Consider the following 25,518-nt stretch of genomic DNA (forward strand, 5'->3'; position numbering starts at 1 on the left):
CTCACAAGCAGGTTCACTGCGGACAGATATAGCCCGTCCCCGCCGGCGACTTGAAGCAGCCGACCGACTCGGGAAGCACGTGGCGCGGCAGCCACAGCACGACGCTTGGGAAGTAGATCGCGAACGCGATGGTGGCGAAGAACACGAGGTAGATCGGCAATGCGGCGCGTAGCGCTTTAGCGAAACTTATGCCGACGAATTTCGACGCCATCAGCAGCACGAGTCCGTAAGGCGGCGTGATCAGGCCGAAGGCGAGCGTCGCGATCAGCACCACGCCCATGTGCACACCATTGATCTCGCCGGCCTCGGTGAGCGCATTCACCAGCGGCATGAAGATGATGATGGTCGGCACCGGCTCGATGAAATCGCCCACCACCGTGAACAGCAGCACCATCAAGAGCATGATCAAATGCGGATCGTTGCCGGCGATCGAGGTGATCATCTCGGCGATGTAGTTCGCGCCGCGCAAATAGGCGAGCATCCAGCCGAACGCATTGGCGGCGCCGATGGTGATCAGCGGCAGCGAGAAGATCAGCCCGGCGAGGCAGAAATCATACGGGATCTTCCTGATGTGCCCGCGGTTGAGCGCGGGGATCACGACCAACACGATCCAGACCACGGCGACGACGCCGGCCTCGGTCGGCGTGAACCAGCCGGTGAGGATGCCGCCGAGCAGGATGACCGGAATCATCAGCGGCAGCGCCGCATCGCCCGCCGCGAACACCACCTGCCGCAGCGGCGCGCGCGGCTTGCGCAGGCCGGAGGGGCCGAAGAAATAGCAGTAGATCATCAGCCCGAACCCGATCATCAAGCCGGGCACGACACCCGCCATGAACAGCCCGGCGATCGAGACGTTGCCGACCGCGCCGTAGACAACGGCGGTGATGCTGGGCGGCACCAGCGCGGCGATGGTCGAGGCCGACGCGATGATGGCAGCGATGAAAGCGGGCTCATAGCCCTCGCGCCTCATCGGGCCGCCGAGTGCGCGGCTCATCACCGCGACGTCGGCGGTGGTCGAGCCCGACATTTCCGAGAAGAACATGCTGAAAACGACCACGACCTGCGATAGCCCGCCCCTGATATGCCCGACCAGCGACACCGACAGATTCGCGATCCGCACCACCACATTGGCCGAGCTCATGAGCTCGCCGACCAGCAGGAAGAACGGGATCGCCAGCAGCGCCTCGGAATCGACGCCGTCAAAGATCTTCTGGATGATCGCGGCCAGCGAGACATCCGACAGGATCGCCCCGATGAAAACGCCGGCCATCAGCGAGAACGGCACGGGCACGCCGAGATAGCCGAACGACAGGAAGCAGATCGACATCAACGCCAGGACGACAGGTGCGCTCACGGCTGCGCCCTCGTCTGGGCCTCGGTGACGACGGCGGCCCCATCTTCCTCGGGGGGCTCAGGATGGTCAAAACCATTGCGCAGGCCGTTGACCAGCTGCTCGATCGTGAACAGGCCGATCAGCACGCCCGAGAGCGGGATGATCGCATAGAGCGAGGCGATCGGCGTCCCCGAGGGCAGACGGAAGCTGCCGAAGCCGCGGAGATAATTCTCATAGCCGTACCAGATCAGGCAGAAGGCGACGCCGAGCACGATGAGGCGGATGATGACTTCCACGATCAGCCGCGGCGTGCCGTGCATCGCTTCGGAGATCGCGGTGAGATAGAGGTGGTCGTTGCGCCGGGTCGCCGCGGCGGTGCCGATGAAGATCGCGTAAATGAACAGCGTCGAGGTCACCTCCTGGAGCCACAGCCAGGGATGGCCGATGGTGCGCGTCACGATGTCGGCGGTCACCGACAGCGAGAAGCCGAAGCAGAGCACGCCGCAGAGGACCATCAGCGCCAGCTCGAGCCAGTCGAGCCAGCGCCATTTCAGGTGGCGCTGGCGTTGGACAAGCAGTTTGTCGGCGATGGCCATTCAACGTCCTCGTCGTCAGCGCTTAGGCGGAACGAATTTTCGGCGCAATCGACGCCGGTCGATGGTCCACCTCTCCCGCAGGGAGATTGGATCGCATCGAAAGATGCGATCCAAGTGAGGGGTTCTGGTCTCACGAGTGCCGCGGCCCCTCACCCGGATTGCACCGGACGATGCTCCGCATCGCCGGGAGCAATCCGACCTCTCCCTGCTGGGGAGAGGAACCCGGGCGCTCCAGCGAGCGAAACTTCATCATCGGATGACGCCGCCCAGCGTGGGTATCGGCGCCCTAATTGATCGACCGGATCAGATCCTTGATCTTCTCGGCATGCGGGCCGAGCTCCTTGGCGAGCTTGTCGAGATAGGGATCGGCGATCGTCGTAAAACTCTTCTTGTCGACGTTGTCGACGACCTTGACGCCCATCTTCTTCAGCTTCTCCGCCGCGGTGCGTTCCAGCTCGAACGCCTTCTGCGGCTCCTTGGTGCTGATCTCGTTGGCCGCGGTCTGCACCCAGCCTTTCTGCTCGGCCGACAGGCTCTGCCAGAGCTTGTCGGAGACGAACACCAGCGCGTTGTTGGCCTCATGCTCCGTGATATTGAGGACCGGCGCGACCTCGTAGTGCTTGTTGACGAGGTAGACGTTGATGCTGTTCTCGGCGACGTCGACCACGCCGGTTTGCAAAGAGGTGTAGACGCTGCCGAACGGCATGTGCACGGTTTGGGCGCCATAGGCGGGGAACATGGTGTCCTCGGTCGCGGTCGCCTGCACGCGGACCTTCAGCCCCTTGATATCAGCCACATTGTGGATCTCCTTCTTGGAGTACATGTGGCGTACGCCCTGCGAGCCCGTGCCGATGAGATGCAGACCCTGCGTGGTCTCGTCGATCATGATCTTGAGGGCCTCGAACACGCGGGGGTCGGCCAGCCCCTTGATCACGTGGTTCTCGTCGCGGAACAAATAGTGCAGCGACATCACGCCGGCCTGCGGCGAGATTGTCGCGGTATTGGCCGACGAGACGATGGAGAATTCAACGTCGCCCGCCTTCACGAGCTGCAGCACCTGCGGCTCCTGGCCGAGCTGTGCGCCGGGATACTGGTCGATGATCATGGTGCCCTTGCTCAATTCCTTGAGCTTGTCGGCAAACAGGTCACCCGCGATGGAATAGCCGGTGTTGCGCGGCTGGTCATAGGCGAAGCGATAATGCTTCACCTCCTGCGCCCCGGCCCCGGTGACGAAAAGCATGGCGGCGACAGCCGCGAGCCCACACATGGATCGTGCAATCATCGTTTCCCCCTGTTTTATCGCCCGCCGCTTGTGCGGTCTGGGCGCGCGTTCGGTTAGTTAATCCGTCTTTGGTCCAGTCCTCTGCATGAAGTCGAAATCGCAGCCCTCATCGGCCTGCAGGATGGTCTTGTCGAATAGCCAGGCGTAACCTCGCTTGGTCCCCTCGGGCGCAGCCGCCGGCTTCAAGGCGGCGCGCCGCCGCTCGAGCTCGGCGGCATCGACCAGCAGCTCGATGCTGCGCCTGGCCACGTCGAGGCTGATCATGTCGCCGTTCCTCACCAGCGCCAGCGGCCCGCCGACGGCGGCTTCGGGCGTGATGTGCAGCACGATGGTGCCGAACGCGGTGCCGCTCATGCGCGCGTCGGAAATGCGCACCATGTCCTTGGTGCCGCCGCGTGCGAGCTTCTTCGGGATCGGCAGATAGCCCGCCTCGGGCATGCCGGGCGCGCCCTTGGGGCCGGCATTGCGCAGCACCAAGACGTCATCGGCGTTCACGTCGAGTTCGGGATCATCGACCCGCAACGTCATGTCCTCGACGGATTCGAACACCACCGCGCGGCCCGTATGCTGCAACAGTTTCGGGCTTGCCGCCGATTGCTTGATGACGGCACCGCGCGGCGCGAGGTTGCCGCGCAAGACGGCAAGACCGCCTTCCGTCTTGATCGGATTGTCGCGCGAGCGGATCGCGTCCTGTCCGGGCACGTCCTCCGCATTGGCGACGACATCGCGCAGCGTCTGGCCCGCGATCGTCTTTGCATCGAGATCGATGAGATCGCCGAGCTGCGCCAGCAGTTTTGGTACGCCGCCGGCGTGATGGAAATGCTCCATGTAGTGCTCGCCCGACGGTTTGAGGTCGATCAGCACCGGCACCTTGCGGCCGATCTGATCGAACTCTTCGAGATCGAGCCGGTGCGGTGAGCGATGCGCCATCGCGGTCAGGTGAATGAGGCCATTGGTCGAGCCGCCGATCGCCTGCAGCACGACCTGCGCATTCCTGAAGGAGGCCGGGGTGAGGAGCTCGCTCGGCTTTGGCCCCTTGGTCTTGGCCATCCCGGCGGCAACCCGGCCGCTCGCTTCAGCCAGACGGAAACGCTCGGCATGCGGCGCCGGGATCGTCGCGCTCATCGGCAGCGACAGGCCCATGGCTTCGATCACGCAGGCCATGGTCGAAGCTGTGCCCATCACCATGCAGGTGCCCACCGACGGTGCGAGACGACCGTTCACCGCTTCGATCTCGGCATCGTCCATCTCGCCGGCGCGGTACTTGCCCCAGAGGCGGCGGCAATCGGTGCAGGCGCCCAGCACCTCGCCCTTGTGATGGCCGACCACCATAGGACCGACGGGGATGACCACGGTCGGCAAATCGGCGCTGATCGCAGCCATCACCTGCGCGGGAAGCGTCTTGTCGCAGCCGCCGATCACGATCACCGCATCCATCGGCTGGGCCCGGATCATCTCCTCGGTGTCCATCGCCATCAGATTGCGCAGATACATCGAGGTCGGATGCGCAAAGCTTTCGGCGATCGAGATGGTCGGGAACACGAACGGCATCGCGCCCGACAGCATCACGCCGCGCTTCGCGGCCTCGATGATTTGGGGGACGTTGCCGTGGCAGGGATTGTAGTCGCTATAGGTATTGGTGATGCCGACGATCGGGCGCTCCAGCGCGTCGTCGGAATAGCCCATGGCCTTGATGAACGCCTTGCGCAGGAACAGCGAGAAGCCGGCATCGCCGTAGCTGGTCAGACCCTTGCGCAAACCACTCGTCATCATGCCACTCCTTAACGCTGCCATTGTGGTACAGGCTGCCCCTCGATTGTCAATAAGATTGGTCCATATTGTCGCGGTTTCCGGCGTACGGCGCCGCACGTGATGCAAATTATTGACAATCCCGCCCTTCCCTGCTCCACAAGGCGAGAGGCCGAGACTGAGGGCATGTCCGACATTCGCACCGCAGACAGCATGCCGGTCCGGCGCGACGATCCGGACGACGTCGTTGCGCGGCTGGAGGAGGACATCATCTTCGGCCGCCTGCCGCCGGGCGCGCGCCTCACCGAAGACGCGCTGATGTCGCGCTACGGCACCTCCAGGCACTTTGTGCGGCAAGCGCTGGTGGATGCCGAGCGCCGCGGCATCGTTCGCCGCGAGAAGAATGTCGGCGCCACCGTGCGGTTCTACTCGGCCGAGGAGGTCCGGCAGATCTACGAGGTCCGGGAAATGCTGACCCGGCAGGCCGCGCTGATGATCCCCCTGCCCGCGCCGCAAACCCTGATCGACGAGCTGACTGCGCTGCAACGGCGATATTGTGCGAGAGCCGAGGTGCAGGACTTACGCGGCCTCCACGAGGCCAACGACGCCTTCCACCTCGCGCTGTTCTCGGCTTGCGGCAATCCCTATCTGGTGCGCTCACTCGAGCACTACATGAACCTGACGCTGCCGATGCGCGCGAAGAATCTCGCCGACCGCGAGGGGCTGGCGCAATCGCGGCGTCAGCATGAATTGATGATCGAACTGCTGAAGGGCCGCGACAGCTGGGCGTTGGCGCAGCTGTGTGTGGATCACATGCAGTTCAGCAAGGAGGATTATCTGGCGAGGATCGCCGGCGAGCAAACGAAACCCTAGCGCCGGCTTCCGGTCTAACCCGCGCGCGCCTTTGCAAAGGCCTTGCGACCGCCCCAGAACGCGAAAGCAGCCATCGCACCAATACCGATAAAACTCGGAAGGCTGCCCGCAAGGCCCGACACAATCGCGGCAAAGCCCCAGAGCGCCGCAGAGCCGTACAAGATCAATCCGACGATGGCCGTGCCGCCGCGTTGTGCCAGGCTGTAGCTGGTCTCGGCGGCCGCGGACGCCGTGCGGACGGTCCGGACGACTCGATCGTCGTCCGGCTGGCCCCATGTTGCGGCCGGTTTGCGGATCATCAGGCAGCCTGCCCGGCTTTCAGCGCGGCAAGCCGCTCGGCCACGCTGGCGCTCTTCTGCATGCCGTCGATCTCTGCAACGCGGTTGATCGTGGAGGCGTCGGTGCGCGTGAAGCCAACGCCGCCGGCTCCGGTCATTGCGCGATCGAACGCCTTTTCGGCTGCGTCCACCTTCTTCTCCGCCGAGCGGCTCGGCTGCGCCGGGCCGTGGCCGCCAAACGCCGCCTGCTGCTGCGACATCGTGAAGGCCTGGAGCGTATCCTCCATCTGGCGCTTGCGCGCCTGAAGCGCGGTGAGGCTGTCTTCCAGACGCTTCTCCAGCTCGTGCGTCTGCTCCTGAACGGCGTCCAGCTTCTTCGCCTGATCCTCGAAGTCGATCTGGCGGCTCAGCGCGGCCTCGGCGAGATCATCGCGCTGCTGGTCCACGGCGAATTTGGCTTTGGCGGTCAACTCCTCGGCGCGCTCGGCGAGCATCTTCTGCTGACGCGCAGCCTGCAGCCGGCGCGCCATCGTGGCTTCATGCTCCGCCTTCACCTCGTCGATTGCACGATCCGCCTCGCGGATTGCCTCGCGCATGACGGCATCGCTGCCGGCCTTTTCCATCCGATCAACAGTGTCCTCGACTTTTGCCGAGAGCAGACGGGACACACGCGCGAAAATCGATTCAGCCATGAAGAACCCCTTTGTGAAATCTGCACGGAGTAGGCGCAGAATTCATTTAAGGTAGTGTTATTCCAAACGACAACTTTAGCAGCTGTTTGCAAGGATTCCGCAACCGGCACGCGGTACCCTGGAGGCAAGGCACCCCAGGGAGAGAGTGTGTCATGTTATTGTCATTGGTCATTGTTTGCCTAGCGACGCTGCTGCTGTTCATTGCCGTGCCTTCCTATGTCGCCTACGCGACGCACAATCGTCTCGTCGCGCTCGACCAGCGCTGCGACACCGCGTTTGGCGACATCGACGTCCATCTGAAGCACCGTCACAACCTGATTCCGCCGCTGGTGGAGACGGTGCGCGGTTTCGTTGAGCATGAGAACGACATTCTCCTGGGCATCACCCAGGCGCGCACCGCGGCGCTGCAAGCCGCCACCCCCGAGCTGCGGCTCAGCGCCGAGAAAGATTTGACTCAAAACATCAACGCATTGATCGGAATGGCGGAGCGCTATCCCGAACTCAAGGCGTCCGGCCATTTTTCCGAGCTCAGGCGCGAACTCATCGATGCGGAAAATCGCATCACCGCTTCGCGGCGCTTCTACAATCTGGCCGTCGAGGAATATGCGACGACGCTGCGGCAGTTTCCCGGAAGCTATATCGGCCGCGTGTTCAGGATGGGCGCGCGCAAGCCATACGATCTCGGCATCGAACGCGTTCTGATCGACGAACCCCTCGCAGTCAAATTCTGATCGAAGACGAGGACCTCGCCATGCGGGTGAACGGGCTCTACGGCCACGTCCGTAACAATGATACGCGCTCGCTCGCGCTATTTGCGGGCTTCGTTCTGGCATTTCACCTGCTCGCCATGCTGGCGCTGCTGGTGCCCCTTGCGATGGTCGATCCCGAGCACGCGCCGTTATACGGCTGGATTGGATATCTGGTCCGCTGGGTGCCCATCATTACCATCGCCGGCGCCCTGTTGTTTGCCGTGCAGATGGCCTGGCACGTCCGCACGGTGCGCCGACGAACGAATTTTCGCTTCGTTGACGATCTCGACGAGCCGCGCCTCTGCCGCATCGTCGAGCCGCTGGCGATCGCGGCCGGCCTGCCGACGCCCTATGTCGGCGTCGTCGACAGCTCCGCGCTCAACGCATTTGCCTGCGGCATCCGGCGCAAGGACGCCGTCCTGGTCTTCACGCGCGGCCTGATCGACGCCCTGGACGATGACGAGCTCGCGGCCGTGGCCGCGCACGAGATCGTCCATGTGGTCAACGGCGACATCCGGCTGATTGCGGCAACCAACATCTGCCTCGATACGCTCAGGTTCCTCCAGCCGCGGCGCGACACGAAGCGGGTGAACAAGATCCAGCAGGCCGTCGCGATGCCGATCGTGGCGATCGCGATGCCGATGATGGTGGTGCTGGTCCTCGTCGTCGCGTTCCTGCGCCGCCTCGCGCTCGATGGCACTCATCTCGTGCGCCTGTTGATCGCTTCGGCGCGCGAGTTCATCGCCGATGCTGAAGCGGTCCGACTGACCCAGAACCCGTCCGCGCTGGTGTCGGCATTGCAGCGTATCGAGGGGCGCAGCGCCATCCCGGGGCTTGCCGCCGGCCAGGACGCCATGATGATCGATGGACCGCATCAGGGAGCACTTGCCACCCATCCCACGATCGCCGAGCGCGTGGCCGCGATCGTTTCCGTCACGGGGTCGATGGCACTGATCGCGCCCGCGCGGCGGGACACGCGGCCAATTGAACTCCGTTCCGCAAATGGCCTTGGCCTCCGCCCGCCCGCGATCCGCGATGCGCGAAACGGATTTCGGGGCGCGCTTGCGCCCGCCACGTTTGAGAGCGACCTCAACAGGCTCGGTCTGACGTGGGAGGAGACCTTAGGAGCCGTTGCCGCGATCGGCCTGTTTCTGTGGTTCCATAGCGCCGACCTCACCAGCCCAGCGGCGCTCGCCCGGGCGCTCGATCCGGCGCCGCTGCGGACGTTCTTCGCGATGGGCGGCGAGGGCTTGCGCTGCATGATGCAAGGCTATGGCCGGGCCGCAGGTCTGGGGACAAACCCGGTCGACTGCGATACGACGATGGACAAACTGCTGGCCGCTCATCGTGGCGAGTCCAACATCCTCGGGATCATGGCCCCCGGCCGGGCGTCAACCTTCACCCATATCCAGAGCCGGAAGCCCAACTGACAGAGGTCCAGCGCACGGGCTGCTTTCAGACCGATTACTATTCGGTTGGCCACAGCGGGCTCTACAAGGTCACGGACGTGCCGAAGGCCGGCGAGACGGTATCGCTCGCCAGGTATCTGAGGCTCAGCGCGCAAGCTTCTGGGCAGCGTCATTCATCGCTTCTTCGGCGATCCCCGGCCTTGAAGTCGAGGCCAAGGCCAACGAAGCCCCGGAGCACCGGGCCACCATTGCCCTCCTGCGCGCACGTCTGGCCGATCCAGACTTTGTGCCATCGCTATCCGCTCTGGAGCCGGCCGAGCTCGAGCTCCTCGCGAGAACGCCGTTCGACTTCATTTCGTGCACGGCGCGCCGCGGTCAAGCAGGCAAGACCGGTTGATCAGCCCTTGCGCGTCAGGCCCGGGACGATCTCGCCGGCCGCATTGACCTTCATCATAGCGGACCTCACCGGCGGCCGGATAGGCGCCACCGAGTCGCGCGGCTAGCGCTTGCTCCAGTCAACAATCCGGCTCGCATCGCCATCGAATTCGTTGCTGCAGAACGCGCCGCCCTGAAAATAGTCGCCGATCGGATCGGGCTTGAGCTTGGCCTGCTCGGCCATCGCGTGCTCGCGGAAATCCTCGGCGCGTCCCGTGGGGCGATAGCCGAATTCGTATGCGCGATGGTTGTCCCACCAGGCGCGCTCGTTCAGGGAGGCGCCGTAGAAGATTTCGAAATGGATGTCGGGATGTTCAAGCCCGATGCGGCAGAGCTGCACGAGGTCGTCGGGCTTGAGCCAGATCGCAAGCCGGCGCTGGTCGAGTGGCATGTCGCCGAAATTGCCGATGCGCAGGCAGGTCACCCTCATCCCGTGCTTGTCGGCGTAGAGCGCACCGACCGCCTCGCCGAACACCTTGCTGACGCCGTAGCGCCCGTCGGGACGCGGGGTGACGTCGGTGCCGATCTTGTGGTGGCGCGGATAGAAGCCGACGGCATGGTTCGAGGAGGCGAACACCACGCGCTTGACGCCCCGGCGGTACGCCGCTTCGAACAAATTGTAGCCGCCGATAATGTTGGCCTGAAGGATCTGATCCCAGGTGCCTTCGACCGAGTAGCCGCCAAAATGGATGATGCCGTCGATGCCCTCGCAGATCGCCTCGCATTGCGCGAGATCGGCAAGGTCCGCCGCCTTGAACTTCTCGTTCGCGCCGAGATCAGCGGGCGGCTTGATGTCGGAGAGCAGGAGATCCGGATAGATCGGCGGCAACAGTCTTCGCAGGCTCGTGCCGATTCCGCCCGAAGCTCCCGTCATCAAGATACGCATGTGATCCCTCGTTTTTTGGTGACCGATTTGCCGTCACGTGTCTCTAATGATAGCTGGATTGTCCAGAGGGAACGAAACGAGAGAACTGACATGAATGAGGCATCGTCCCACATCCAGGAGCGGCCAGGCTGGCGGCCGGCGACCTATTATCCCGATCCGGCGATCCGTGCGCTCGATCCCCGCTTCGAGAAATACTGGCTGAAACTATCCGCGGTGGAGCGGATTGCGACCGGCCTGCGCTGGGCCGAGGGCCCGGTCTGGTTCGGCGACGGGCGCTACCTCCTGTGCAGCGACATCCCGAACCAGCGCATCATCAAATGGGAGGAGGAGACCGGCGCGCTCTCGGTGTTCCGCAAGCCCTCGAATTTCGCCAACGGCAACACGCGCGACCGCCAGGGCCGGCTCGTCACCTGCGAGCACGGCGGGCGCCGTGTGGTGCGCACCGAATATGACGGCAGCATCACCGTGCTGATGGATTCATTTGGCGGCAAACGGCTGAACTCGCCGAACGACATCGTGGTGAAGTCCGACGGCTCGATCTGGTTCACCGATCCGACCTTCGGCCTGCTCGGCAATTACGAGGGCTATAAGGCCGAGAGCGAGATCGAGCCGAACGTCTACCGGCTCGACCCCGCGACCGGCAAGGCGACCGTTGTCGCCGAAGGCGTGCTCGGCCCGAACGGGCTGTGCTTCTCGCCGGACGAGACGATCCTCTACGTCGTGGAATCGCGCGGCGTGCCGTACCGCAAGATCCTCGCCTATGACGTTTCGGCTGATGGCACCACGATTTCCAACAAGCGCGTCCACATCGATGCCGGCCCGGGCACGCCCGACGGCATGCGCTGCGACATCGATGGCAATCTCTGGTGCGGCTGGGGCATGGGCGATCCCGAGCTCGACGGCGTCGTGGTGTTCGCGCCCGACGGCGTCATGATCGGGCGTATCGCATTGCCTGAACGATGTGCCAATCTCTGCTTCGGCGGCCTCAAGCGCAACCGCCTGTTCATGGCCGCGAGCCAGTCGATCTACGCGCTGTATGTCAACACGCAGGGTGCGGTGGGGGGATAGGCTCTCGGCCGTCATTCCGGGGCGCGCCTCTTCGGCGCGAGCCCGGAATCCATCGCGCGACGCGGTCCGTAGACGAATGGATTCCGGGCTCGTCGCTGCGCGAGGCCCCGGAATGACGAAACAAAAACGCCGGAGCGGTTGCCCGCTCCGGCGTTCTGTTCATTCGGCGGCTAAAACTTACGCCGCGTTGTAGCCGGCGACGGCCTTCGCCTCGAGATATTCCTCCAGGCCGAACTTGCCCCATTCGCGGCCGTTGCCGGATTGCTTGTAGCCGCCGAACGGCGCGGTGCGGTCGTTCGGCACGCCCTGGAGGTTGACGTTGCCGGCGCGGATCTGGCGGCCGACGCGCTTGGCGTCCTCGACCGACGGGCCATAGACATAACCGGCGAGTCCGTAAGGCGTGTCGTTGGCGATCTGCACGGCGTCGGCTTCGTCCTTGGCGCCGATGATGGTCAGCACCGGTCCGAAGATCTCTTCGCGGGCGATCGTCATATCGGGGGTGACGTCGGCGAAGATGGTCGGGCGGACATAGAAGCCCTTGTTGACGCCTTCAGGCAGGCCCGGGCCGCCGGCGACGAGGGTTGCGCCCTCGTCGATGCCTTTCTTGATCAGGCCCTGGATCTTGTCCCACTGGCCGCGGTTGACGACGGGGCCGATCGTGGTGCCTTCAGCGCGGGGATCGCCGGCTTTGGTCTTGTCGGCGACCGCCTTCGCGATCGCGGCGACCTCCTTCATCTTCGAGAGCGGCACGATCATGCGCGAGGGCGCGTTACAGGACTGGCCGGAGTTGTTGAACATGTGCATCACGCCGCCGGTCACCGCCTTCTGCAGGTCGGCGCCTTCGAGGATGACGTTCGGCGACTTGCCGCCGAGCTCCTGGCTGACGCGCTTCACCGTCGGCGCTGCGCGCTTGGCGACGTCGATGCCGGCGCGGGTCGAGCCGGTGAAGGAGATCATGTCGATATCAGGGTGCTCGCTCATGGCGGCGCCGACCTCGGGCCCGAGGCCGTTGACAAGGTTGAACACGCCTTTCGGCACGCCGGCCTCGTGGAGGATCTCCGCAAAAATCAAAGCCGAGGTCGGGGTGAACTCGCTGGGCTTCAGGATCATGGTGCAGCCGGCGGCAAGCGCGGGCGCAACCTTGCAAGCGATCTGGTTCAGCGGCCAGTTCCAGGGCGTGATCATGCCAACCACGCCGATCGGCTCGCGCAGCACCATGGCGGTGCCGACCGGCTCCTCGAAATGATAGTTCTTGAGCACGTCGAGCGTGGTCATGAGATGGCCGAGGCCGGCGCCGGCCTGGAGCTTCTCCGCCATCGGCAACGGCGCGCCCATCTCGTCGGAGACCGCGGCGCCGATCTCCTTGAGGCGGCCCTTGTAGATCTCGATGATCTTCGACAGCAGCGCGACGCGCTCGTCACGGCTGGTTTGGGAGAAGGTTGCAAAGGCGCGCTTGGCGGCGGCGACCGCCTTGTCGACGTCGGCCTTGGAGCCCAGCGCAACCTCGTACATCGTCTCTTCCGTCGCGGGATTGACCACGGCGGTGGACTTCTTGACGGCGGGATCGACCCAGGCGCCGTCGATGTAGAATTGCATGCGATTGACCATCTGTGACCTCTTCTTGGGGGCTTGGAGGGGGCGTTTCGGCAGACATCCTTGCACGAAAGCGCCAGCAATTGAACCCGCCATATGCGGGGCCAGCGTTGCGGCGGACGCGCGGAATATGCGACGCGTTTTGAAGTGAGGCAAGCGGCCATCAATCGCAAGAACCTAGGTCCCGGCTCTGCACCGCGACATTTCATGTCGCGCCTTGTCCGGGACACGAGATTAGAACGAGTGCAACCACTTTCGTGCCCCGGACACAGCGCAGCACTTCCCCGGCGATGCGAAGCATCGTCCGGTTCAGTGATGCGCTGCAGAGCCGGGGCCCAATGGCCCCGGTTGTCTCCCCTACACCGCCATCTTCCGATGCAGCACCGGCGCGCCCGTGGTGAGGCTTTCGGCCGCATCGATGATCGCATTCGCATCGATGCCGTAGTGGCGGTAGAGGTCGGCGATGCTGCCGGTCTGGCCGAACTGCTCGACGCCGAGCGCCTCGACGCGATGGCCGCGGACGCTGCCGAGCCAGCCGAGCGCAGACGGATGGCCGTCGATCACGGTCACGATGCCGCAGTCGCGCGGCAGCGGCGCCAGCAGCTTTTCGATGTGGCTGAGGTGCTGCACGCCGCGCCGGTCGCGCCGCAATTTTCGCGCGGCGGTCCAGCCCGCATGCAAGCGGTCAGCCGAGGTGATCGCGAGCAGGCCGATGTCGCGGCGGCTCTCGCCGATGAAGCCGGTCGCCTCGATCGCTTCCGGCGCAATCGCGCCGGTATAGGCGATCACGACTTCGGCATTCGGGCCCGGCTTGCGCAGCCAATAGGCGCCGTCGGTGATGCCCTGCTGCAGGTCCGGTGTCACGATGCGCTGCGCCTGCTCGATGCTGCGCGTCGAGAGTCTTAAGTAAACCGAACCGCCCTCGCCCGGCTCGCGCTGCATGTGCTGGAATCCCCAACCCATGATCACGGCGAGCTCGTCGACGAAGGCCGGCTCGAACGAGGCGAGCCCGTCCTGCGCCATGCCGATCAGCGGCGTTGCGATCGACTGGTGCGCGCCGCCTTCCGGCGCGAGCGAGATGCCGGACGGTGTCGCCGCCACCATGAAGCGCGCATCCTGGTAGCAGGCATAGTTCAGTGCATCGAGACCGCGCTCGATAAAGGGATCGTAGAGCGTGCCGACCGGCAGCAGCCGCTCGCCGTTGATCTGGTGCGACAGGCCGAGTGCCGAGAGCATGATGAACAGGTTCATCTCGGCGATGCCGAGCTCGAGGTGCTGTCCCTTGGGCGAGGCGTCCCAGTTGTAAGTCGAGGGAATTTTCTCGCTGCGGAATAGGTCCGCCTTCTCGGCACGCGCGAACAGGCCGCGGCGGTTCACCCAGGGGCCGAGATTGGTCGAGACGGTGACGTCGGGCGAGGTCGTGACGATGCGTTTTGCGAGTTCGCTGTCGCTGCGCGCGATCTCGTTCAGCACGAGACCGAAACCTTGTTGGGTCGACATCTGCGCCGACGGCTTGAATGCGAGCTGCTGCGGCACCTCGACGACGGGCGCGGTGAACCGGCGGCCGTCCTGATTGAACGGCACGCGCGCGAGGAATGCGTCGAGTTCTGCAGCGCTTTGCGTCAGGCCTTCGTACTTGTCCCATTCGTGGCCCGGGCGGATGTTCTGGCTCTCGCGATATTTCTCCATCTGCGCGACGGTCATTAGGCCGGCATGATTGTCCTTGTGACCCTGGAACGGCAGGCCGACGCCCTTGATGGTGTAGGCGATGAAGCAGACCGGGCGATCGTGATCGATGGATTCGAACGCCTCGAGCATGCTGGCCATGTCGTGGCCGCCGAGGTTTGACATCAGTGCGAGCAGTTCCTCGTCGCTGCGGCGATCGATCAGCTTGGTGATCGGCCCCTGGTCGCCGATCTCGTCATGCAGATGTTTTCTGAAGGCGGCGCCGCCCTGGAAGCACAGCGCGGCGTAGAGCGCGTTCGGGCAATTGTCGATCCACTCTTTCAGCGCCTCGCCGCCGGGTTCGGCAAAGGCCTCGCGCATCAGCCGGCCGTATTTCACGATCACCACGTCCCAGCCGAAATTGCGGAACATGGTCTCGAACTTTTCCCAGAGCCCTTCACGGACGACGGCGTCGAGCGACTGCCTGTTGTAGTCGACCACCCACCAGGTGTTGCGCAGCCCGTGCTTCCAGCCCTCGGCGAGCGCTTCGAAAATGTTGCCCTCATCCATCTCGGCATCGCCGACGAGGGCAATCATCCGCCCTTCACGCCGGTCCTTCATCCAGCCATGCGCCTTGACGTAGTCCTGCACCAGCGAGGCGAACAGCGTCTGCGCGACGCCGAGGCCAACGGAGCCGGTCGAGAAATCGACGTCGTCGACGTCCTTGGTGCGCGAGGGATAGGACTGCGCGCCCTTGAAGCCGCGAAAGTTCTCCAGCTTGTCGCGACTCTGCCGGCCGAACAGATACTGGATGGCGTGGAACACCGGGCTCGCATGCGGCTTCACCGCGACGCGATCCTCAGGTCTCAGCACGCTAAAATACAGCGCCGACATGATAGTCGCCAGCGAGGCGGACGAGGCCTGATGGCCGCCGACCTTGAGGCCGTCCGCGTTGGGGCGGATGTGGTTGGCGTGATGGATGGTCCACGACGACAGCCACAGCGCCTTGCGGCTCAGGGCTGTCAACATGTCGAGACGCGTGGAATCAACGGGCATGGGCAATGCTCCCGGAAAATCAGTTCCTCATGATACGCCTGCGCTTGGCGCCAAACTTCTCAATTTTTCGCGCCAGATCCGCCGATATTGGGATATTTTCCCAACCGACCCCTCCCAGACCAGGCTCCATCCCAATGCCCGAGCTCGACGCCATTGACCGCAAAATCCTCAGCTCTCTCCAGACCGACAGCCGGCTGACCATGCAGGAGCTCGCCGACAAGGTCGGGCTCTCGGTCTCGCCCTGCCACCGCCGGGTCAAGCTGCTGGAAGAGCGCGGCGTCATCAGCCGCTACATCGCCACCGTGGACCAGAAGGCGCTCGGTCTGCATGTCAGCGTCTTCATCTCGATCAAGCTGGCACGGCAGAAGGAGGAGGACCTCAACCGCTTCGCCCGCGCCATCTCGAAATGGGACGAGGTGCTGGAGTGCTATCTGATGACCGGCAACCGCGACTATCTGTTGCGCGTCGTCGCGGCGGACCTCGCTTCCTACGAAACCTTTCTCAAGACCAAGCTGACCCGGCTCGACGGCATCGCCTCGATCGAGTCGAGCTTTGCCCTGAGCCAGGTGAAGTATTCGATCGCGCTGCCGGTGTAGGCCTCATCTCCACGGCTGCACGATGATCTTGGTGTGGGTTTCAGGGTTGGCGAGATCGGCAAACGCCTTTGCTACCCCATCGATGCCCACTGCCGCCGTCATCATCGCGGCTGCATCGACCTGTCCCTCCGCGATCAGGCGCAGCGAGGCCGCAAACTCGTCCGGCGTATAGCCGAGCACGTACTGAACGTTGAGCTCCTTCACGATGCCGAGCATAGGCTCGTATCCGTCGCTCTCCATGCAGACGCCGACCACGACGATGCGCGCATCGCGCGGGGCGCCCTCGAACACCTGCTGGAGCAGGCCGGGCACGCCGACGCATTCGAAGATGATGGCGGGCTTCAGCGCGGGGAGCATCGCCTGGAGCGGCGGGCGCGCGGCCTTCTCAGCCTCCGACATCTGCGCGTGCTCGGCCCAGGTCGCATAGGGCTGCGAGACCCTGGGATCGACGACGATATCGGCACCAAACTTTCCGGCAAGCGCGCGCCGCGCCGGCGAATAGTCCGCAGCGACGATCGGATGCAAGCCTTTGAGCTTCAGCGCCGCGATCACCGCGAGCCCGACCGGGCCGCAGCCGATCACGAGCGGCACCTCACCGCCCTGGATATTGGCCTTTGCGACAGCATGCACGCCCACCGCGAGCGGCTCGGTCAGCGCGGCATGTTCCGGCGCGAGACCATTGGGCACTTCGAGCAGCAGCGGCTCGCTCAAAATCATCTGCTCCGCATAGCCGCCGACAAAGTCGTTGGAATAGCCAATGCCCTTGATGCCCTCCGGCATCAGCAGCGCGGGCAGCGAACAGACATGCGTCCCCGGTTTGAGCTTGCGTTCAGTGCCGGGGCCGTAGTCGACGATCTCGCAACAGAATTCGTGACCGAACACGACGTCGCGCGACAGATCCATCGGCGTGCGCCCGGTCTTCCTTGCCATCTCCGCCATGTGGGGAGCGTGCTGGCGCGCATGCAGGTCGGAGCCGCAGATGCCGCAGGCGAGCGTCCTGACCAGCACCTGGCCGTTGCCCGGCTTCGGCTCGGCCATCTGGCCAGCGACAATCTCGCCGTTTCTGAAAATGGCAGCGCGCATCCGGCTCCTCCCCTGTTGCTGGAGCCGTTGATACCACGAAGCGGAAGCTGCCGACTTGCGTCAGGGGTTCGGAGAACGCTCTTCCAGCACCAGCAGCTGGGCGCGGCGGATGCGCTCGCGATGGGCGATGTACAGACCGCTGGCAACGATGAAGGCCGCACCGGTGACGGTCCAGACGTCAGGGACCTCGCCGAACAGGAAGAAGCCCAAAATGCTGACCCAGAGCAGCTGGGTGTAGGAGAACGGCGCCAGCACCGAGGCATCGCCGTAGCGATAAGCCAGCACGATGATCCACTGGCCGACGGTGGAGGCAACGCCGATCACGATGCCGAGCCCGATTCCCGTCCAGCTCGGTGTCACCCAGACGAACGGCACCATCAGGCTGAGGATCGCAACGCCGGTGAGCGCGGAATAGGCCATAGTGGTGAGTACGGCTTCGCGCCCGCTCATCATCCGCGTCAGGATCAGCGCGGCGGCCCAGCAGAATGCCGAGACGATCGGGAAGAACGCGGCGGCGTGAAACGCGTTCGAGCCCGGACGCAGGATGATCATCACGCCGATCAGGCCGATCGCGGTGGCGATCCAGCGGCGCATGCCGACCTTTTCGCTCAGGAAGATGATCGAGAGCGCGGTGACAAACAACGGCGAGACGAACCCGGTGGCGGAGGCTTCCGCGATCGGAAGGAAGCGCAGGCCGGAGATGAAGAACAGCGAGGAGCCGAGCAGCGCCGCGCCGCGCATCAATTGCAGGCCGAGCCGCTCGGTGTGCATCGCATGCAGCGGCGAGCCCGGCAGCATCACCGGCGTGAACATCAGCGCGAAGGTGACGAAGCGGATCCAGGTGATCTCGATCGAGGGCAGGCTCGACGACAGATATTTCGCGGTAACGTCGGAGCAGCCGAGAAACACCGTCGACAGCAGCACCAGCGCGATGCCCTTGAAGGGATGATCGACGCGCGCAGGCGCGCGGCGAGCCTGCTGCTTCTTCTCCGGCATGGCAGGCATGGGAATACTGTCGAGCCTTGCGGCTGCGGCGGGCGGCGGTGTCACTGTCGGAACCCGGGAAAATGCGAATCGAGAACACTCGTAAAAAACGACAAATGCGCCGCGCTCGCAACTTCCGAAAACAGGATGCCGATATGCGCTCACGTCCGCGCGCGTCAATGCTCCATTAATAATAGACGTTTGTGCGTTACAGCATGGGCAGGCTACGCGGCTTCGGACCGCGCGGAAACGCCGCATCGAGCGCGGAAATCTCCTCTTTCGTCAGCGCGAGATCGCCGGCGGCCGCATTTTCGCCGGCATGTTCCGCCGACGACGCCTTAGGGATCGCGAACACCGTAGTCGCACGGGTGAGGAAGCTCAGCGCGACCTGACGCGGCGTCGCACGACGCGCTTCCGCGATCCGCGCCAGCACCGCACCGCCCTTGCTGCGCGCGTCCGGAAAATCGTCGTGGCCGAACGGCGAATAGGCGACGACTGCGAGGCCATGCTGCTCGCACCACGGGATCACCGCATGCTCGATCGCGCGCTGCTTGAGGTGATAGAGCACCTGATTGCAGGCAATGCTGCCTTCGCCGGCGACGTCGAGAATGTCGTCGAGATCGTCGGCGTCGAAATTGGAGACGCCCCAGGATTTGATCTTGCCCGCCTTCACCAGTTCCTCGAACGCGGCAACGGTGTCTTCCAGCGGATAGGACCCGCGCCAATGCAGAAGATAGCAGTCGAGGCGATCGGTCTTCAGCCGCTTCAACGAGCGCTCGCAGGCGGTGACGGTGCCGCGGCGCGAGGCGTTGCTCGGCAGCACTTTTGACACGAGGAACACGTCGTCGCGGCGACCCGCGATCGCATCGGCGATGACGAGCTCGGCATCGCCATACATCTCGGCGGTGTCGATATGGGTCATGCCGAGATCGAGCCCGCGCTGAAGCGCTGCGATCGCGCGCGTACGGTCGCCGTGGTCGAGATACCAGGTGCCCTGCCCGATGACGGAGACGCTGGCGCCGGTTCTACTGAAGGGTTTTGTGGTCATGTTGTCCTGCCGATGTGTTTGCCCCGAACTCCGCTGCCTCGTCTCCCCGTTCTTACGGGGAGAGGGTTGGGGTGAGGGGCTGCGTCCGCAACCTCGCTGACAGCTGGACTCGCGGAGAGTCCCCCTCACCCGGAATTTGCTGCGCAAATTCCGGCCCCTCCCCGCAAGCGGGGAGAGGCGAAGAACCGCTACAGTTCACTTATATCCGCGACCAGCACGCTGCCGGTCGCCGACTCCGTGATATAGAGCCGATCCTTGTTCGCGCCACCGATCGCGACATTGGTGCAGTTCGGTCCCGCGCAAGACTTGATTCGCGCGAGCAGCTCACCGTTCGGCGCGAACACGAAAACATGGCCGAGCGAGGCGTGGCCGACGAACAGACGCCCCCTGGCATCCATGGTCATGCCGTCAGGACCGCTGGTGCCGAACAGCGAGCAGAAGCGGCCGACCTTGGACACGCTGCCGTCCTTCATGAACGGCAGCCGCCACACCGCATTGTCGCGTGTCATGGCGACGAACAGCACGGTCTCGCTGGGGTCGAGCACCAGCCCGTTCGGGCTGATGCCGGTGTCAACAAGGCAATCGAGCCGGCCATTTGACGCCAGGCGATAAACGCGGCCGCTTGCGTCATGCAGGCCGGTCTGGCCCTGATCGGTAAAATAGATGTCGCCGTTGGAGGCGAGATGCAGATCGTTGCAACCGCGGAACGATTCCGAATTGCGTGCGGTGAGAACAGGCTTGATGCGGCCAGCCTTGGTATCGAGCTCCATGATGCCGTGCATGTAATCGGCAATCAGGATGCGGCCGTCCGCCGCGATCTTCAGGCCGTTCGGCCAGCCCTCATACTCGATCGCGAGCGACCATTCGCCATCAGGCGCGATGCGGAAGATACGGCCGAAGGGAATGTCGACGATGTAGAGATGGCCGTCACGGTCGAACGACGGCCCTTCGATGAAGCTGTCGGTCGGCACGCCCGGCCGGTTGGCATCGGCCCAATCGGTCCGCACGCCCTTGCGGCGGAATTTGTCGGGCATGGCGGAGAAGATCTTTGTCTCGATCAGGCGCGGCGGCGTTTCCAGGTACATCATGGTTGTTGGTATTGTTTAGAGAGAGAGCGCGGCAACATAAGGCACAATCGCGTGCGCGTCGATTGGCCAACGAGCATGGCTGCGTTCGGAGCGGTGCCGGCTCGCGCGACTCTCGTGTCCCGGACGCGCTGCAACGCGTCAGCGTTGCTGCGCAGAGCCGGGACCACAAGACCGAACACTCGGCTGTTAGATGGGCCCCGGCTCTGCAGCGCACCACTTCGTGCTGCGCAGCGTCCGGGGCACGAGACTTATAGCCCGTAGTCCGCCTCAAGCCGCGCGGACGGTGGCCAGGAACTGCTCGACCTCGCTGCCCAGGCGCTTGCTTTCGTCGAGCAGCGCGAGCGCCGCGCCATGGACCTGGCCGGCGGCGGCCCCCGTTTCCGATGCGCCGCGCCGGACATCGTCGACGCTGGTCGATACTTCGGACGCGCCTAGCGCTGCCTGCTGGACGTTGCGCGCGATCTCCTGCGCGGCGACGCCTTGCACCTCGACCGAGCTCGCGATCGACGATGCGATCTCCGCCATGGATTCGATCGTGCCGCCGATCTCCTTGATGGCGTCGACCGATTGCTTCGTGGCGGACTGGATCTGTGCGACCTGACGACTGATCTCATCCGTCGCCTTCGCAGTCTGACTGGCGAGCGCCTTGACTTCGGAGGCGACGACGGCAAAGCCTCTGCCGGCCTCGCCGGCCCGCGCCGCCTCGATCGTGGCGTTGAGCGCCAGCAGATTGGTCTGCCCGGCCACCTCCGAGATCATCCGGACGACCTCGCCGATCCGGTCGGCGGTCTGCGAGAGCGCTTCGATCTGGAGATTGGTCCGGTTCGCCTGCTCGACCGCAGCAAGCGCAACCTGATGCGATTGCGTGACCCGCCGGCCGACGTCGCCGACGGACGAGACCATTTCATCGCACGCGGCCGCCGCCGTCTGAACGCTCGCCGAGGACTGCCCTGAAGCTGCGGCAACGTTCGCCGACAATGCGTTCGTCCCCTCCGCCGTGCGGGTCAATCCGTCAGCGGCGAGTTCGATCTCCGAGGAAGCCGCGGTGACGGCATTCACGATGCTGCCGACCGCCGCCTCGAAACGGTCGGCGATCTCGAGCATGGCCTGCTTGCGCTGAGCCTCCGCATCGTGCTTGGCCTGCTCGCGGGCGTCGGTCAATTGCCGGTTCTCGAGCAGCTTGTGGTGGAACACGGAGAGCGAGGCCGAGATCTTACCGATCTCGTCGCGGCGGTCGATCTGCTCGATCGGACGGTCGAGGTCGCCGCTCGCCAGATGCTCCATGGCCTGCACCATGCGGGTCAGCGGCGCCGTGAGCCTGCGTCCGAACCAGAACGCGACTGCGATCATGATGACGACAGTGATGCCGATGGACCACACCACGTAGCGCTGCACGACCAGAAGCTCGTCCCTGACGGCATCGAGGCGCTTGCCGGCCGCGTTCCTGACAGCTTCGAGATTGGGGCGCAGCCGGTCATAGATCTGCGCCAGATCCTCGGCCTCCTCGGCCAGCGTGCTCTGGCCCGCCATGAAGGTGAGGAAGCTGGTCTTGTAGCTGTCGATCAGCTTCTTGATTTCCGCCTTGGCGTCATCAGGCAGGTCGGCTTTGGCAAGCTCGATAAGGAATTCTCCGACCCGCTTGGTCAGCTCGTCTCCGTATTTCTCGTCGCCACGCAGCATGAAGTCCTTTTCATGCCGCCGCATCATCAGCATCAGGACGGAAAGCCTCGGCTGGTCGAACGTCCTAAGCTTGCTCTCGACCGAGTGCACCGCCGCGCGCAATTTGTCCTGGAGCCCGTCATTCTCGTTGAAGCCGACGAGCTTCTGCGCTGCGACGACGTTGGAGAAGCGGGTGGCATAGCTGCTGATCACCGGACGGAACGACAGCGCCTGGCGCAGCGGATCGCCGTCGGGAAGAGCGCCGGCGATGTCCTCGACGGCGGTCAGATGGGAGGTCGCAGCACGCAGGGTTTCCTCATGCGCGGCGACCTTCTTCTCGGTTGGCTTCTGCAGGAAGCCGGTGGCGATCTCGCGCCCCTGCAGCAGGCTCTCGGACAGGCGTGCCGTCTGGGATTCGAGCTGCGTGAAGCGATCAGCGACAGCGCGGCTCCGGTCCTCGATCTGCCGTCCGGCGAGATAGATCACGCCCACCATAAGGACGCCAGTCGCGCCCAACAATAGCACCTGCGTGCGTAGGCCAAGGTGAAACCCGTGCAATTGAAAACGGCGCGCCGACCGAAGTCTGCTCAACATGTGTTCCCAGCCCCAAGAATTATCAATTCGCAAAATTGATTCATTCTGGCCGGAATTGCTTAATATTCCCGCAACTCCGGGGTCGGCACGCCGGCGGCCTACCCCGCCGCGCCCGCGAGCCTCGCTTGCTTCGGCACCGCCTCGGTCGTCGCAATCAACCGCTTCAACTCGGGGATGCACGAGCCGCAATTGGTGCCGGCCTGGAGCTTGGCACCGATCTCGGCGGCGGTGCGGGCGCCGCCAGCGATGGTGTCGCAGATGGTGCCACGGCCGACGCCGAAGCAGGCGCAGACGATCGGGCCGGTCGAGCCCGCACCCTCGCTGGACTTGCCCGACAGCAGCATGCGTCGCTGCTCGTCGGTGACGTGGTCGGCGACGAACAGGCTCTTCACCACCTCCCAATCGCCGGCGTCATGGGCGGGACCGACGAACAGACAGGTCTCGATGCGGTCGCCTGCAAACGACGCGGCGCGGTACACGCCGCCGCCCAAATCGCGGTACTCGGCGACATCCGCGCCGGCGACGCCATCGAGCCAGGCCGGCCAGCGCGACAGATCGGCGTTGTCGGCGAAGAGATAGCCGAAGCCGCCGATGACCGTGACGCGGGTCCACAACAGGCCTGGCGGCAAGCCGAGCTGCTTTCGCGACAGTGCAAAGCCGCGGAAGACGTATTCGTAAGGCGCGATCGCAGCGGGCGTCGCCTTGGACTCCGGCTGGCCCGAGAACGGATCGGTGAACGGTGCGACCAGCGCGCCGACGCGGCCGTGCGAGGCGTTCATCGCGCTCCAGTGGATCGGCGCGAACAGCGCGCCGCGCTGCTGGTGCTCGCTGACGACCATTTTAAGGATGCACTGGCCGTAATCGGTGGTGATGCGGGCATAGCCATCATGGGCGATGCCGTATTTGCCGGCGTCGTCGGGATGAACCTCCACGAACGGCTCGGGCAGATGCGCGCCGAGCCGCTGGCTGAGGCCGGTGCGCGTCATGGTGTGCCACTGGTCGCGGATGCGTCCGGTGTTGAGCCTGAGGGGGCGAGAGGCGCCGGTCTCGCTGCGCAGCGCCGGCACCTCGGGTGCGACGAAGCGGCCCTTGCCGTCATTGGTGAAGAAGCCGCCCTGCGCGAAGAAACGTTCGCTGGACGCGCCATCTTCGCGCACCGGCCACTGCACCGGCTTCAACGCGTCGAAGGTCTCATCCGACAGCGCGGCGAGCGCGCCAATGTCGAAATCACGGCTGCCATTGTTCTCGAACGCCGAGAGCGCCGCGTGCTCGCGAAAGATGTCGGCGGCGGATTTGTAATTGAAGCTGTCGCCGAAGCCGAGGCGCTTTGCGGTCTCGCTGAGAATCCACCAATCCGGCCGCGCCTCGCCCGGCGCGGGCAGGAACGCGCGCTGGCGCGAGATCCGGCGTTCGGAATTGGTCACGGTGCCCGACTTCTCACCCCATGCCAGCGCGGGCAGCAGCACGTGCGGGCCGGCCTCGACCGTGTCATTGGAGAGCACGTTCTCGGACAGGACGAACAGCTCGAGCTTCTTCAGCGCCTCGCGCACGACATCCGCATCGGGCAGCGATACTGCTGGGTTCGTGCCCATCACCCACAGCGCCTTGACCTCGCCGCGCTCGATGGCTTCGAACAGCTGCACCGCCTTCAACCCCTCACGGGTGGCGATGCGCGGCGCGTTCCAGAACCGCCTGACACGGTCGATGTCCGGCGGCGTGAAGCTCATGTGCGCGGCGAGCATATTGGCGAGCCCGCCGACCTCGCGGCCGCCCATCGCGTTGGGCTGGCCGGTGAGTGAGAACGGCGAGGCGCCCGGCTTGCCGATACGCCCCGTGGCGAGATGGCAGTTCAGGATGGCGTTGACCTTGTCAGTGCCCTGCGCCGACTGGTTGACGCCCTGCGAATAGAGCGTGACGACACGCGGCGTGTCGCGGAACATCTTGAAGAAGGCCGCAACATCCTGCTCGGAGAGCCCCGTGGCCAGTGCGGTCGCGATGATATTGCCGGCGATGTTACGCGCGCGTGCCAGCGCCTCGTCGAAGCCGGACGTGTTCTGCGCGATGTAATCCTGGTCCAGCGCGCCGTTGTCGGCGAGATGAACGAACAGGCCGGAGAACAGCGCGGTGTCGGTGCCGGGCTTGAGGCCCAGGAACAGGTCGACGTCATCAGCAGTGTCGGTGCGGCGCGGGTCGATCACGATCATGCGCGCGCCGCGCTCCTGCCGGTTCTTCAGCATGCGCTGGAACAGCACGGGGTGGCACCAGGCCGCGTTCGAGCCGACCAATACCAGCAGATCGGCCTGCTCGAGATCTTCGTAGCAGCCGGGCACGGTGTCGGCGCCGAAGGCGCGGCGATGGCCGGCGACCGAGGACGACATGCAGAGCCGCGAATTGGTGTCGACATTGGCGGTGCCGACAAAGCCCTTCATCAGCTTGTTGGCGACGTAATAGTCCTCGGTGAGGAGCTGGCCGGACAAATAGAACGCGACCGCATCAGCGCCGTCGCGCGCCACGATGTGCTGCATGCGGTGGGCGACATGGTCGAGCGCATCGCTCCAGGCGACGCGCTCCAGCACGCCCTTGCAGCGGATCATCGGGTAGAGCAACCGGCTTTCCAGCCCGACGGTCTCGCCGAGCGCGGAGCCCTTCGAGCACAGCCGGCCGAAATTGGCGGGATGATCGGGGTCGCCTGCGATCGCCGCGCCGCCCTTGCCATCGGGTGTCGCCAGCACGCCGCAGCCGACGCCGCAATAGGGACAGGTCGTCCGGGTGGCGCGCAGCGCCGGATCGATCGCCGTCATG

The 25,518-nt window shown here is 64.6% G+C and carries 20 protein-coding genes; 5 read left to right on the forward strand and 15 right to left on the reverse strand.

Going from position 1 to position 25,518, the window contains the following annotated elements; translation table 11 throughout:
- Nucleotides 1-13 precede the first annotated feature (13 nt).
- The 4 genes from JJB99_RS27150 to JJB99_RS27165 form a co-directional block, all read right to left on the reverse strand.
- Nucleotides 14-1,354, reverse strand: a complete 1,341-nt coding sequence (locus JJB99_RS27150) for a TRAP transporter large permease (protein ID WP_200495335.1) — start codon at nucleotides 1,352-1,354, stop codon at nucleotides 14-16.
- Nucleotides 1,351-1,929, reverse strand: a complete 579-nt coding sequence (locus tag JJB99_RS27155) for a TRAP transporter small permease (protein ID WP_200495336.1) — start codon at nucleotides 1,927-1,929, stop codon at nucleotides 1,351-1,353. Before JJB99_RS27155 ends, JJB99_RS27150 begins: the two co-directional genes overlap by 4 nt.
- Before the next feature lie 286 nt (nucleotides 1,930-2,215).
- The gene (locus JJB99_RS27160) at nucleotides 2,216-3,211 is read right to left on the reverse strand and encodes a TRAP transporter substrate-binding protein (protein WP_200495337.1); all 996 of its coding nucleotides are present in this window, start codon (nucleotides 3,209-3,211) and stop codon (nucleotides 2,216-2,218) included.
- 57 nt (nucleotides 3,212-3,268) lie between these two features.
- Nucleotides 3,269-4,981: an IlvD/Edd family dehydratase gene (locus tag JJB99_RS27165; protein ID WP_200495338.1), complete on the reverse strand. Its 1,713-nt coding sequence runs from the start codon at nucleotides 4,979-4,981 to the stop codon at nucleotides 3,269-3,271.
- 165 nt (nucleotides 4,982-5,146) lie between these two features.
- Between JJB99_RS27165 and JJB99_RS27170 the strand changes: the two genes are divergently transcribed.
- A complete protein-coding gene (locus JJB99_RS27170; RefSeq protein ID WP_200495339.1) occupies nucleotides 5,147-5,833 on the forward strand; it encodes a GntR family transcriptional regulator in 687 nt (228 codons plus the stop codon).
- A gap of 14 nt (nucleotides 5,834-5,847) precedes the next feature.
- Here the strand turns inward: JJB99_RS27170 and JJB99_RS27175 are convergent, their stop codons facing one another.
- On the reverse strand, nucleotides 5,848-6,132 hold the full coding sequence (locus JJB99_RS27175) for a hypothetical protein (RefSeq protein WP_200495340.1): 285 nt from the start codon (nucleotides 6,130-6,132) through the stop codon (nucleotides 5,848-5,850).
- On the reverse strand, nucleotides 6,132-6,803 hold the full coding sequence (locus tag JJB99_RS27180) for a PspA/IM30 family protein (RefSeq protein WP_200495341.1): 672 nt from the start codon (nucleotides 6,801-6,803) through the stop codon (nucleotides 6,132-6,134). Before JJB99_RS27180 ends, JJB99_RS27175 begins: the two co-directional genes overlap by 1 nt.
- Before the next feature lie 86 nt (nucleotides 6,804-6,889).
- Between JJB99_RS27180 and JJB99_RS27185 the strand changes: the two genes are divergently transcribed.
- A complete protein-coding gene (locus JJB99_RS27185) occupies nucleotides 6,890-7,534 on the forward strand; it encodes a LemA family protein (RefSeq protein ID WP_246774999.1) in 645 nt (214 codons plus the stop codon).
- 116 nt (nucleotides 7,535-7,650) lie between these two features.
- Entirely contained in the window at nucleotides 7,651-8,982 is a 1,332-nt protein-coding gene (locus tag JJB99_RS27190; RefSeq protein WP_200495342.1) for a M48 family metalloprotease, read from the forward strand.
- A 478-nt stretch (nucleotides 8,983-9,460) separates the two neighbouring features.
- Here the strand turns inward: JJB99_RS27190 and JJB99_RS27195 are convergent, their stop codons facing one another.
- A complete protein-coding gene (locus tag JJB99_RS27195; RefSeq protein ID WP_246775000.1) occupies nucleotides 9,461-10,282 on the reverse strand; it encodes an NAD-dependent epimerase/dehydratase family protein in 822 nt (273 codons plus the stop codon).
- A 90-nt stretch (nucleotides 10,283-10,372) separates the two neighbouring features.
- Between JJB99_RS27195 and JJB99_RS27200 the strand changes: the two genes are divergently transcribed.
- Nucleotides 10,373-11,350 (forward strand): SMP-30/gluconolactonase/LRE family protein, encoded by a 978-nt coding sequence (locus tag JJB99_RS27200; RefSeq protein ID WP_200495343.1) that lies wholly within the window; start codon nucleotides 10,373-10,375, stop codon nucleotides 11,348-11,350.
- Between the two features lie 177 nt (nucleotides 11,351-11,527).
- Here the strand turns inward: JJB99_RS27200 and JJB99_RS27205 are convergent, their stop codons facing one another.
- Complete coding sequence (locus tag JJB99_RS27205) at nucleotides 11,528-12,958, reverse strand: aldehyde dehydrogenase family protein (RefSeq protein WP_200495344.1); 1,431 nt, start codon at nucleotides 12,956-12,958, stop codon at nucleotides 11,528-11,530.
- Between the two features lie 342 nt (nucleotides 12,959-13,300).
- On the reverse strand, nucleotides 13,301-15,664 hold the full coding sequence (locus tag JJB99_RS27210; RefSeq protein ID WP_200495345.1) for a transketolase: 2,364 nt from the start codon (nucleotides 15,662-15,664) through the stop codon (nucleotides 13,301-13,303).
- Nucleotides 15,665-15,798: 134 nt separating this feature from the next.
- On the opposite strand from JJB99_RS27210, the gene JJB99_RS27215 reads away from it, so the two are divergent.
- Nucleotides 15,799-16,260: an Lrp/AsnC family transcriptional regulator gene (locus JJB99_RS27215; protein ID WP_027528875.1), complete on the forward strand. Its 462-nt coding sequence runs from the start codon at nucleotides 15,799-15,801 to the stop codon at nucleotides 16,258-16,260.
- A gap of 3 nt (nucleotides 16,261-16,263) precedes the next feature.
- On the opposite strand, the gene JJB99_RS27220 is transcribed toward JJB99_RS27215, so the two are convergent.
- The 6 genes from JJB99_RS27220 to JJB99_RS27245 all read right to left on the reverse strand — a co-directional run bounded on the left by JJB99_RS27220 (nucleotide 16,264) and on the right by JJB99_RS27245 (nucleotide 25,517).
- Nucleotides 16,264-17,343 (reverse strand): zinc-binding dehydrogenase, encoded by a 1,080-nt coding sequence (locus JJB99_RS27220; protein ID WP_200495346.1) that lies wholly within the window; start codon nucleotides 17,341-17,343, stop codon nucleotides 16,264-16,266.
- A gap of 60 nt (nucleotides 17,344-17,403) precedes the next feature.
- Nucleotides 17,404-18,348 (reverse strand): DMT family transporter, encoded by a 945-nt coding sequence (locus JJB99_RS27225; protein WP_200500317.1) that lies wholly within the window; start codon nucleotides 18,346-18,348, stop codon nucleotides 17,404-17,406.
- 187 nt (nucleotides 18,349-18,535) lie between these two features.
- Nucleotides 18,536-19,375 (reverse strand): aldo/keto reductase, encoded by an 840-nt coding sequence (locus JJB99_RS27230; RefSeq protein WP_200495347.1) that lies wholly within the window; start codon nucleotides 19,373-19,375, stop codon nucleotides 18,536-18,538.
- A gap of 188 nt (nucleotides 19,376-19,563) precedes the next feature.
- Entirely contained in the window at nucleotides 19,564-20,460 is an 897-nt protein-coding gene (locus tag JJB99_RS27235; RefSeq protein ID WP_200500318.1) for an SMP-30/gluconolactonase/LRE family protein, read from the reverse strand.
- A gap of 270 nt (nucleotides 20,461-20,730) precedes the next feature.
- Nucleotides 20,731-22,638, reverse strand: a complete 1,908-nt coding sequence (locus JJB99_RS27240) for a methyl-accepting chemotaxis protein (RefSeq protein WP_200495348.1) — start codon at nucleotides 22,636-22,638, stop codon at nucleotides 20,731-20,733.
- Between the two features lie 176 nt (nucleotides 22,639-22,814).
- A complete protein-coding gene (locus JJB99_RS27245; protein ID WP_200495349.1) occupies nucleotides 22,815-25,517 on the reverse strand; it encodes a nitrate reductase in 2,703 nt (900 codons plus the stop codon).
- Nucleotide 25,518: the final 1 nt, after the last annotated feature.

Origin of the sequence: Bradyrhizobium diazoefficiens, from assembly GCF_016616235.1 — a bacterium.
GTDB classification, from domain to species: Bacteria; Pseudomonadota; Alphaproteobacteria; order Rhizobiales; family Xanthobacteraceae; genus Bradyrhizobium; species Bradyrhizobium diazoefficiens_H.